Source organism: Pseudomonas frederiksbergensis (genome assembly GCF_003732705.1).
GTDB lineage: Bacteria > Pseudomonadota > Gammaproteobacteria > Pseudomonadales > Pseudomonadaceae > Aquipseudomonas > Aquipseudomonas frederiksbergensis_F.
On record NZ_MOBR01000006.1, the window covers coordinates 194,995 to 205,974 of the forward strand.

Here is a 10,980-nt window from a genome sequence, read left to right on the forward strand (position 1 = left end):
CTCCCAGTGACTGGGGCCCGGCCGTCTTATAAAGATGTAACAAGACTAGTGCGCGGGCCTGCGGTCGACAAATTCTAAATACTGAAGGTGGCGTTCGATTAAATAGATGGCTTGCGCCCGCCGTGAGGCTGCTCGCGGGCGACGGTCAGGAATGGATCAACCAGCGCCGGCCGCGCGGTGCCACGGCGCCAGGCCAGGCCGACGTCGAGGGTCTGACTGAGGTCGGCGATGGGGCGCGCCTCGATGATGTCGCCCTCCAGGGACCACGGGCGGTAGGTCATGTCGGGCTGAATCGACACACCCAAACCGGCGGCCACCAGGCTTCGCACGGCTTCCGTCGACGCGGTTCTCAACGTGATGCGCGGTTGCAGCGAGGCCGCCGCCCACATGCGCTGGGCATTGCGGTCCATTTCATCGACGTTCAGTTGAATCAACGGCTCCCGGGTCACGTCGGCAAGGTTGATGCTGTCGTGTTCCAGCAGCGGATGCTGAGCCGGCAGCCACAAACGGTGGGGCGAGTGGGTCAGGACTTCGGTCTGCAAGGCGTGGCGATCTTCGAGGTTGGAAAGGATCAGCACACCGACATCAATCTCGCCGCTGACCAGCAAATGCTCGATGTAGGGGCGCTCGTCCTCCATCACGCGGATCTCGACATTGGGGTAAGCGCGCTGGAACCGGGTGAGCAGATCCGCCAGATAGTAACCGGCGACGAGGCTGGTTACGCCGATGATCAACTGCCCGGCGACCTGGTCGGTGCTCTGTTGCAGGCTGCGTTTGGCGTTGTCCACCGTCGCCAGAATCAAGTGTGCCTGGCGTAGGAATTGATGCCCTTGGTGCGTAAGGGTCATGCCTTTGGCGTGTCGGTTGAACAGGCTGATGCCGATTTCCTGCTCCAGTTGCTGGATCGCCAGGGTCAGGGTGGATTGGGAAATAAACGCGGTTTGCGCAGCGGCGGAGATCGAGCCGGTCTCGGCCACGGCGATGAAATGACGTATCTGACGCAAGGTCATCATGGGGAAAGTACCCGGTGGGCGGTTTTTATAGATTTGATCGAGTGTATATCTTTTTAATCGATGGCCAGGGTTGAGGCTTCGACCAACAAGCAACATCTCGAAGCACTCTCGCAGGCAGGTTCCGGGCACTTTCGATCTAGGCTGAGGGCCTTAATGATCCGGTTACCCCGAATTCGTGGAGGCAGCAAATGAACACCCGTGGATTGCTCGATCAGCTACTCAAGTCCGGTCAAGGCATGTTGCAGAACAAGTCTGGCGGTCATCAGAACAAGGCCTCCGGTGGCGGACTGGGCGGCTTGCTCGGCGGCAGCGGTGGCGGCTCGGGTGGCCTCGGCGGTTTGCTGTCGGGCGCGGGCGGCGGGGCCCTGGCGGCAGGGGCGATGGGACTTTTGCTGGGCAGCAAGAAGGGTCGCAGTGTCGGCGGCAAGGTCCTGACCTACGGTGGCCTCGCGGCGCTGGGCGTGATCGCCTACAAAGCCTACGGCAACTGGCAGGCCCAGCAGGGCGCAGCACCGAAGAATGAACCGCAAACCGTCGACCGAGTCCCGCCGGCGCAGGTTGAACAGCACAGTCAGGCGATCCTCAAGGCCCTGGTGGCAGCGGCCAAGGCTGATGGTCATGTCGATGAGCGCGAACGCGCATTGATCGAAGGTGAATTCACCAAACTCGATAACGACCAGGAGTTGCAGCACTGGCTGCACGCCGAACTCAACAAACCCCTGGACCCCACCGACGTTGCCCGCGCCGCCAGCACCCCGGAAATGGCTGCGGAAATGTACATCGCCAGCGTGATGCTGGTGGATGAGGAAAACTTCATGGAGAAGTCCTACCTCGATGAACTGGCGCGGCAACTGAAGCTTGAGCCAGGGTTGAAGGCTGAACTGGAGAAGCAGGTACGGCAGGCTTCGATGTAGGTCTTCAGGGCGCCTTCGCGGGCAAGCCTCGCTCCTACGGGTCATTGTTCGCACCCACCACAAACCTGTAGGAGCGAGGCTTGCCCGCGAAAGCGTCGTGTCAGGCAATCCATAGTCACCTGACCGACCGCATTCGCGAGCAGGCTCGCTCCCACACTGGATTTCCAGCGAACACAAGATTCGTATTCACCACGATCAAAACTGTGGGAGCGAGCCTGCTCGCGAAAGCATTTTCAGCTGCCCCCCCATTATCCAATGGCCAATCCACGGCCCCTTTCTGCCAAATCACCACTGGCAACCTTCCCCCCCATCTAGCGGAAAGTCCCATTCCAGAGCCCGTCCCGGCTATTTACCCACGGGGCGGAGGGCGACGCGCATCCGTCTTATAAATGAAACAGCGCCCTCAGCTATACTCCGCAGCATTTGAAAATGGCCCCGAGGACATACTGTGAAGAACTGGACGTTGCGCCAACGCATCTTGGCGAGCTTTGCGGTCATTATTGCCATCATGTTGTTGATGGTGGTCGTCTCGTATTCCCGGCTGCTGAAGATTGAAGCCAGTGAAGAAAGCGTGCGTGACGACGCATTGCCCGGGGTTTATTACAGTTCGACCATTCGGGGCGCCTGGGTCGATAGTTTTCTCCAGACTCAGGAAATGCTGGGCTTGAAGGAAGGGCAGGGCATCAGTGCCGAAGACGCCGCAGACTTCAAGAGCTTCGAAGCTCGCGTGCAAGATGCGATGAACAGCTATCGCAGCACAGTCACCACGCAAGAAGACAAGGTCGAATTCGCCGCCTTCGAAAAACTCCATGAGCAATACGGCACGATCCTCGCGGCTGTGCTCGACTTGCATAAGCGCAATCAGGAAACCGAGGCCATCAAGTTGTTCAACGAACAACTGACCCCGGCGTGGACCGCCGGGCGCGTGAAGCTCAATGACATCCTGCGCGAAAACAAAGCCGTCGCCGATCAGGACATGGCGAATATCGATGATGCCGTGGTCACCGCGAAGGTCATCATGGGCGTTTCCCTGCTGATCGCGGTATTGGCCGCCGGCCTCTGTGGCCTGTTGCTGATGCGGGCGATCATGGCGCCGATGAATCGCATCGTGCAGATCCTCGAAATCATGCGCACCGGCGACCTCAGCAGTCGTTTGAATCTCGAGCGAAAAGACGAATTCAACGCCGTGGAAACCGGCTTCAACGACATGATGACCGAGCTGACCGCCCTGGTGTCCCAGGCCCAGCGCTCTTCGGTGCAGGTCACCACGTCGGTGACGGAAATCGCCGCCACCTCCAAGCAACAACAAGCCACCGCTACCGAAACCGCCGCCACCACCACCGAAATCGGCGCGACGTCCCGTGAAATCGCGGCCACCTCCCGTGACTTGGTGCGCACCATGACCGAAGTCTCCACCGCCGCCGATCAGGCTTCAGTGCTGGCCGGCTCCGGGCAGCAAGGTTTGGCGCGCATGGAAGACACCATGCATTCGGTGATGGGCGCGGCGGATCTGGTCAACGCCAAACTGGCGATCCTCAACGAGAAGGCCGGCAACATCAATCAGGTGGTGGTGACCATCGTCAAGGTCGCCGACCAGACCAACCTGTTATCGCTGAACGCCGCCATCGAAGCCGAGAAGGCCGGTGAATACGGTCGTGGCTTCGCCGTCGTCGCCACTGAAGTGCGGCGTCTGGCGGACCAGACCGCCGTGGCCACTTACGACATCGAGCAAATGGTCCGTGAGATCCAGTCGGCGGTATCGGCCGGGGTCATGGGCATGGACAAATTCTCCGAAGAAGTGCGTCGCGGCATGTCCGAGGTGCAGCAGGTTGGCGAGCAGTTGTCGCAGATCATCCATCAGGTCCAGGCGCTGGCGCCGCGGGTGTTGATGGTCAACGAAGGCATGCAGGCCCAGGCCACCGGCGCTGAACAGATCAACCACGCGCTGGTGCAGTTGGGCGATGCCAGCAGCCAGACCGTCGAGTCGTTGCGTCAGGCCAGTTTCGCCATCGACGAACTGAGCCAGGTGGCCGTCGGGCTGCGCGGCGGCGTCTCGCGATTCAAAGTCTGATGAGCGAACTCACGGCTAAACGCAGCGCCGTGACACCGGCCAGGCTTGCGCTGTTTCTGGTGTTTCGTGTCGGTAACGAGCGTTACGCATTGCAAGCCATCGAAGTGGCTGAGGTGCTGCCGCGCCTGCCGTTGAAGCCGATTGCCCGGGCGCCGGATTGGGTGGCCGGGGTGTTCGCCTATCGCGGCGCGGTAGTGCCGGTGATCGACCTCAGTGCGCTGACCTTCGGCCAACCGGCCCAGGCCCGCACCAGCACGCGTCTGGTGCTGGTGCACTATCGCCCGGACGAGGCCACGCCGGCGCAGTTGCTCGGGCTGATTCTGGAACAGGCCACCGACACCGTGCGCTGCAACCCGGCGGATTTTCAGCCCTATGGCCTGGACAATCGCCAGGCGCCGTACCTCGGTCCGGTGCGCAAGGATGCCCAGGGTTTACTGCAATGGGTGCGCGTCGCGGACCTGCTCGATGAGCAGGTGCGTGCGCTGTTGTTCCCGGCGCAGCCCCTGGATCTGCTTAAGGAATCGTCATGAGCAGCGACCAGCGGTTTTTCGATTTCCTCAAGGATCGCATCGGCCTCGACGTCGAGTCTGTGGGCCCGGCAATGATCGAGCGTGCGGTACGCCAGCGCACCACGGCTTCCCTGGCGCTGACCGCCGATGAGTATTGGCACACCTTGCAAGGCTCGCGGGAGGAGCAGCAGGCGCTGATCGAAGCGGTGATCGTCCCGGAAACCTGGTTTTTCCGATACCCGGAATCCTTCGCGACGCTGGCGAAACTGGCGGTCAGGCGTCTGGCTGATATCAACAACATGCGCGCCCTGCGGATTCTCAGCCTGCCGTGTTCCACCGGCGAAGAGCCGTACTCCATCGCCATGGCACTGTTGGACGCGGGGCTCAAACCCCATCAGTTCAAAGTCGAAGGCATGGACGTCAGCCCGCTGTCAGTGGAAAAAGCCAAACGCGCGTTGTACGGCAAGAACTCGTTTCGCGGGCAGGACATCGCCTTTCGCGAGCGGCATTTCAGTGCCGAAGAGGAGGGTTTTCGACTCAGTGAGCGCGTGCTGGAACAGGTGCGCTTACAGGTCGGCAATCTGCTGGATCCGGCCCTGCTGGCCAACGAGCCGCCCTATGACTTTGTGTTCTGCCGCAACCTGCTGATCTATTTCGACCAGCCGACCCAGCAACAAGTGTTCGAAGTGCTCAAGCGCCTGACCCACGTCGACGGTGTGCTGTTTATCGGCCCGGCCGAAGGCAGTTTGCTCGGGCGTTTCGGCATGCGTTCGATCGGCATCCCGCAGTCGTTTGCCTTCAGCCGCCAAAGTGCGCCGGAACCCGAGCCTCTGCCGACATTCGTGCCGACCCCGCTGCCGGTGCGTCAACCGGTGCGCAGCGTGACCCCGCCGCCGGTACGCAGTCGCCCATTCGCAGCCGTGGTGCCCTTACCGAATACGGTGAAAACCGCCAGCCCCGACGCCGCCTCGCTGCTGGCGAACATTGCCGCACTGGCCAACGAAGGCAAAAGTGCCGAAGCCCGCGCCGCGTGCGAAAGTTACCTGCGCAGTCACGAACCGGTGGCCCAGGTGTTTTATTGGCTGGGGCTGCTCAGCGATGTCGCCGGTCGCGTGTTGGAAGCCCAGGGTTTTTATCGCAAGGCGTTGTACCTCGAACCGCAACACCCCGACGCGTTGATGCACCTGGCGGCTTTGCTGCAATCCCAGGGTGACACGGCGGGCGCCAAACGATTGCAGGACCGCGCCGCCCGCAGCGAACGCGCCGCCGACAGTGAGCGTAAACGATGACCGTCTCCGACACCTTGAGCGTCACCCATGAAGATGCCCAGGCCATCGACGACTGCTGGAACCGCATTGGTATCCATGGCGACAAGTCCTGCCCGCTGCTGAGCGAACACATTCATTGCCGCAATTGCGCGGTGTATTCGGCGGCCGCCACCCGTTTGCTCGATCGCTATGCCTTGCAGCAGGAAGATCGCGAACAAGTGGCGACGGTGGTCGAAACCGAGGTGAAAACCCGCTCGCTGCTGATGTTTCGCCTCGGCGAAGAATGGCTGGGCCTGGCCACTCGCAGTCTGGTGGAAGTGGCGCCGCTGCAAACCATTCACTCCTTGCCGCACCAGCGCTCCCGGGCCTTGCTCGGCGTGGCGAATGTGCGTGGCGCGTTGGTGGCGTGTCTGTCGCTGGTGGAGTTGCTGGGGCTCGACGCCACGAACAACGTGTCTGCGAGTGCGCGAGTCATGCCGCGCATGCTGATCATCGCCGCCCGGGGCGGGCCGGTGGTGGTGCCGGTGGACGAAGTCGACGGCATTCACGCCATCGACGAGCGCATCCTCGAGGCGGCGTCGCAGTCCGGCGCCCAGGCCAGCGCCAAGTACACCCGTGGCGTGTTGCAATTCAAAGGTCGCAGCCTGCGTTGGCTGGATGAAGAACAGTTGCTGTCCGCCGTGACCCGGAGCCTCACATGACCCCCGAGCAAATGCGCGACGCCTCTTTGCTGGAACTGTTCAGCCTGGAAGCCGAGGCCCAGACCCAGGTGCTGAGCGCCGGTTTGCTGGCCCTTGAGCGTGATCCGACCCAGGCCGATCACTTGGAATCGTGCATGCGCGCGGCCCACTCGCTCAAGGGCGCGGCGCGGATTGTTGGCGTGGATGCCGGGGTCAGCGTGGCCCATGTGATGGAGGATTGCCTGGTCAGTGCCCAGGAAGGGCGGCTGTATCTGCGCCCGGAGCACATCGACGCCTTGCTGCAAGGCACCGATTTGCTGATGCGCATCGCCACACCGAACAACGCACCTTCAGCAGTGGAAATCGACGCCTTCGTCGCGCTGATGGGGCATTTGCTCGATCCGATGGCGCTTGCGCCGCCGATCAGCACGCCGATTGCGCCGTTCATGGACGAACAGCAATTACAGTCACCCGTGGTCGAAGTGCCGATTCCGGTCATCGAATCGCTGCCGATTGCCCCCGCCGAGCCGCCGCGCAAGACCAAACGCACCACCGAAAACGGTGAGCGGGTGCTGCGGGTCACCGCCGAACGGCTGAACAGCCTGCTCGACCTGTCGAGCAAATCCCTGGTGGAAACCCTGCGGCTCAAACCGCACCTGGCCACCATGCAACGGCTCAAGCGCACGCAAAGCAATGGCCTGCGCGCGCTGGAAAACCTTAACGTCCATCTCAAGGATCTGGCGTTGAGCCTGGAAGCCCAGGAAGCGCTGGACGATGCCCGCCGGTTGTTGGCCGAGTCCCAGCAATTGCTGGTGGAAAAGAACGCCGAACTGGATGAATTCGCCTGGCACGCCGGTCAGCGTGCGCAGGTGTTGTACGACACGGCACTGGCCTGTCGCATGCGTCCGTTTGCCGACGTGCTGACCGGGCAGGTGCGCATGGTTCGCGACCTCGGTCGTGACCTGGGCAAACAGGTGCGCCTGGAGATCGAGGGCGAGAAGACCCAGGTCGATCGCGACGTGCTCGAAAAACTCGAAGCACCGTTGACGCATCTGCTGCGCAACGCCGTGGACCATGGCATCGAAACCCCGGAACAACGGCTATTGGCCGGCAAACCACCGGAAGGTCTGATCCGTTTGCGCGCGTCCCACCAGGCCGGTCTGCTGGTGCTGGAACTGAGCGACGACGGCAATGGCGTCGATCTGGAAAAGGTCCGCCGCAGCATCATCGAACGGCAATTGTCTCCAGCAGAAACCGCCGCGCAGTTGAGCGAAGAAGAGTTGCTGACCTTTCTGTTCCTGCCGGGTTTCAGCCTGCGGGACAAGGTCACCGAGGTCTCCGGGCGCGGCGTCGGCCTCGACGCGGTTCAGCACATGGTCCGCCAGTTGCGCGGCGCGGTGGTGCTGGAGCAGACGGCGGGCGAGGGCAGTCGCTTCCATTTGGAAGTGCCGCTGACCTTGTCGGTGGTGCGCAGTCTGGTGGTGGAAGTCGGCGACGAGGCTTACGCCTTTCCGTTGGCGCACATCGAGCGTATGTGCGACCTGGAGCCGCTAGACATCGTTCAGCTCGAGGGTCGCCAACACTTCTGGTACGAAGGCCGGCATGTCGGGTTGGTGGCAGCCAGTCAATTGTTGCAGCGCCCGGCGAGCCAGAACAGCCAGCAAACCCTCAAGGTCGTGGTGATTCGCGAGCGCGATGCGATCTACGGCGTGGCCGTTGAACGCTTTATTGGCGAGCGGACCTTGGTCGTATTGCCGCTGGATGAGCGCCTGGGCAAGATTCAGGACATTTCCGCCGGGGCACTGCTCGACGACGGTTCGGTGGTGTTGATCGTCGACGTCGAAGACATGCTGCGTTCAGTGGACAAACTGCTCAACACCGGGCGTCTGGAGCGCATTGCCCGCCACAGCAATCAAGCCCCGGAAGCGGCGCGCAAGCGGATACTGGTGGTGGACGATTCCCTGACCGTGCGCGAGTTGCAGCGCAAATTGCTGCTCAATCGCGGCTACGACGTCGCGGTGGCCGTGGACGGTATGGATGGCTGGAACGCCCTGCGTTCGGAGGATTTCGATCTGCTGATCACCGACATCGATATGCCGCGCATGGACGGCATCGAACTGGTGTCTTTATTGCGCCGGGACAATCGCCTGCAATCGCTTCCGGTTATGGTGGTGTCCTATAAAGATCGAGAAGAAGACCGTCGTCGTGGACTGGACGCCGGAGCCGACTATTATCTAGCCAAAGCCAGTTTTCATGACGACGCCCTGCTCGATGCAGTGGTTGAGCTCATCGGGGGAGCGCGGGCATGAAAATCGCAATCGTCAACGACATGCCCATGGCGGTAGAGGCCCTGCGCCGCGCCGTGGCATTCGAACCGGCGCATCAGGTGATCTGGGTCGCCAGCAATGGCGCCGAGGCGGTGCAACGTTGCGCCGAGCACACCCCGGATCTGATCCTGATGGACTTGATCATGCCGGTGATGGATGGCGTGGAGGCGACCCGGCGGATCATGGCCGAAACGCCGTGCGCCATCGTGATCGTTACCGTCGACCGCCAGCAGAACGTGCACCGGGTGTTCGAAGCCATGGGCCACGGTGCGCTGGATGTGGTCGATACGCCGGCGATTGGTGCCGGCAACGCTCAGGAGGCAGCGGCGCCGTTACTGCGCAAAATCCTGAACATCGGCTGGCTGATCGGCGACAAGGGCAATCGCGTGCGCTCGGCGCCGAGTCCGCTGCGCAGCTCGGGTTCCCGGCAAAAACTGGTGGCCATCGGCTCGTCAGCAGGCGGGCCAGCAGCGCTGGAAGTCTTGCTCAAGGGCCTGCCACGGGATTTTTCCGCGGCCATCGTGCTGGTGCAGCACGTGGATCAGGTGTTCGCCGCCGGCATGGCCGAATGGCTCAGTAGCGCCAGCGGCCTTAACGTGCGGCTGGCCCAGGAAGGCGAACCGCCCCAGGCTGGCACGGTGTTGCTGGCAGGCACCAATCATCATATTCGCTTGTTGAAGAACGGGACGCTGGCGTACACCGCCGAACCGGTCAACGAGATTTACCGGCCCTCCATCGATGTGTTTTTCGAGAGTGTGGCCAGTTACTGGAACGGCGACGCCGTCGGCGTTTTGCTGACGGGCATGGGGCGCGACGGGGCGCAGGGGCTTAAACTCATGCGCCAACAGGGTTACCTGACCATCGCTCAGGACCAGAACAGCAGTGCGGTGTACGGCATGCCGAAAGCGGCTGCGGCCATCGACGCTGCCGTGGAAATTCGCCCACTGGACAAGATAGCGCCACGATTGCTGGAGATATTCCCTAAATGAAGGCTTTTCACAGCAATCCTGGCCCAAGTAGTACTCAGGTGACGGCACATGAATGACTTACAGCTCGACGACTTCAAGACCGACGAAAACGCCGCCATGGTGTTGTTGGTGGACGATCAGGCGATGATCGGCGAGGCGGTTCGGCGCGGTCTGGCGAATCAAGAGAACATCGACTTCCACTTCTGCGCCGACCCGCACCAGGCCATTGCCCAGGCGATTCGGATCAAGCCAACGGTGATCCTGCAAGACCTGGTGATGCCCGGTCTCGACGGTTTGAGCCTGGTGCGCGAGTACCGCAACCACCCGGCCACCAAGGACATCCCGATCATCGTCCTGTCGACCAAGGAAGATCCGCTGATCAAAAGCGCGGCGTTCGCGGCCGGGGCCAACGATTACCTGGTGAAACTGCCGGATAACATCGAACTGGTGGCGCGCATCCGCTATCACTCGCGCTCTTACATGACCTTGTTGCAGCGTGACGCGGCTTATCGTGCATTGCGGGTCAGCCAGCAGCAGTTGCTCGACACCAACCTCGTCTTGCAACGCCTGATGAACTCCGACGGCCTGACCGGCCTGTCGAACCGCCGGCACTTCGACGAATACCTGGAACTGGAGTGGCGACGTTCACTGCGGGACCAGACTCAACTGTCATTGCTGATGATCGACGTGGACTACTTCAAGTCATACAACGACAGTTTCGGCCACCTGGAAGGCGATGAAGCCCTGCGCAAGGTCGCCACGGCGATTCGTGATGCCAGCGCCCGGCCTTCGGACCTGCCGGCGCGTTACGGCGGCGAAGAGTTTGCCCTGGTGCTGCCCAACACCTCGCCGGGCGGCGCTCGGTTGGTGGCGGAGAAACTGCGTCAGACCGTGGCAGCGTTGAAAATTCCCCATGTATTTCCGGCTGAAGGTTCGAATTTGACGATCAGTATTGGCCTGTCCACCATCACCCCGCAGGCGGGCAGCGATTGCCGGCAATTGATCTCGGCGGCGGATAAGGGGCTGTATCTGGCGAAGAATAACGGGCGCAATCAGGTGGGGATTGAGTAAGGATTGGCTCAGGTTTTGTGGTGGAGGTTGGAACCACCCCTCTCCCTAACCCTCTCCCCAAGGGGGCGAGGGGACTGACCGAGGTGTCCTTGGAGCTACATCGACTTGAATTACCGAGTTGAACTCAGGCCTTGAAAGCAATATAGATCGGCTCCCTTT

The 10,980-nt window shown here is 61.7% G+C and carries 9 protein-coding genes; 8 read left to right on the plus strand and 1 reads right to left on the minus strand.

Annotated features, from left to right (window positions below; translation table 11 throughout):
* Positions 1-98: 98 nt before the first annotated feature.
* Entirely contained in the window at positions 99-1,013 is a 915-nt protein-coding gene (locus tag BK667_RS05695; RefSeq protein WP_123507955.1) for a LysR family transcriptional regulator, read from the minus strand.
* A gap of 188 nt (positions 1,014-1,201) precedes the next feature.
* On the opposite strand from BK667_RS05695, the gene BK667_RS05700 reads away from it, so the two are divergent.
* The 8 genes from BK667_RS05700 (at position 1,202) to BK667_RS05735 (ending at position 10,821) form a co-directional block, all read left to right on the plus strand.
* A complete protein-coding gene (locus BK667_RS05700) occupies positions 1,202-1,927 on the plus strand; it encodes a tellurite resistance TerB family protein (protein WP_123597030.1) in 726 nt (241 codons plus the stop codon).
* 448 nt (positions 1,928-2,375) lie between these two features.
* Positions 2,376-3,998, plus strand: a complete 1,623-nt coding sequence (locus tag BK667_RS05705; protein WP_123507959.1) for a methyl-accepting chemotaxis protein — start codon at positions 2,376-2,378, stop codon at positions 3,996-3,998.
* The gene (locus BK667_RS05710; protein WP_123597031.1) at positions 3,998-4,528 is read left to right on the plus strand and encodes a chemotaxis protein CheW; all 531 of its coding nucleotides are present in this window, start codon (positions 3,998-4,000) and stop codon (positions 4,526-4,528) included. Before BK667_RS05705 ends, BK667_RS05710 begins: the two co-directional genes overlap by 1 nt.
* A complete protein-coding gene (locus tag BK667_RS05715) occupies positions 4,525-5,796 on the plus strand; it encodes a CheR family methyltransferase (protein ID WP_123597032.1) in 1,272 nt (423 codons plus the stop codon). Before BK667_RS05710 ends, BK667_RS05715 begins: the two co-directional genes overlap by 4 nt.
* Entirely contained in the window at positions 5,793-6,476 is a 684-nt protein-coding gene (locus BK667_RS05720) for a chemotaxis protein CheW (RefSeq protein WP_123597033.1), read from the plus strand. The genes BK667_RS05715 and BK667_RS05720 overlap by 4 nt, the downstream gene beginning before the upstream one ends.
* On the plus strand, positions 6,473-8,764 hold the full coding sequence (locus tag BK667_RS05725; protein WP_123597034.1) for a hybrid sensor histidine kinase/response regulator: 2,292 nt from the start codon (positions 6,473-6,475) through the stop codon (positions 8,762-8,764). The genes BK667_RS05720 and BK667_RS05725 overlap by 4 nt, the downstream gene beginning before the upstream one ends.
* On the plus strand, positions 8,761-9,771 hold the full coding sequence (locus tag BK667_RS05730; RefSeq protein ID WP_123507969.1) for a chemotaxis response regulator protein-glutamate methylesterase: 1,011 nt from the start codon (positions 8,761-8,763) through the stop codon (positions 9,769-9,771). The genes BK667_RS05725 and BK667_RS05730 overlap by 4 nt, the downstream gene beginning before the upstream one ends.
* Before the next feature lie 48 nt (positions 9,772-9,819).
* A complete protein-coding gene (locus tag BK667_RS05735) occupies positions 9,820-10,821 on the plus strand; it encodes a response regulator (RefSeq protein ID WP_054616027.1) in 1,002 nt (333 codons plus the stop codon).
* Positions 10,822-10,980: the final 159 nt, after the last annotated feature.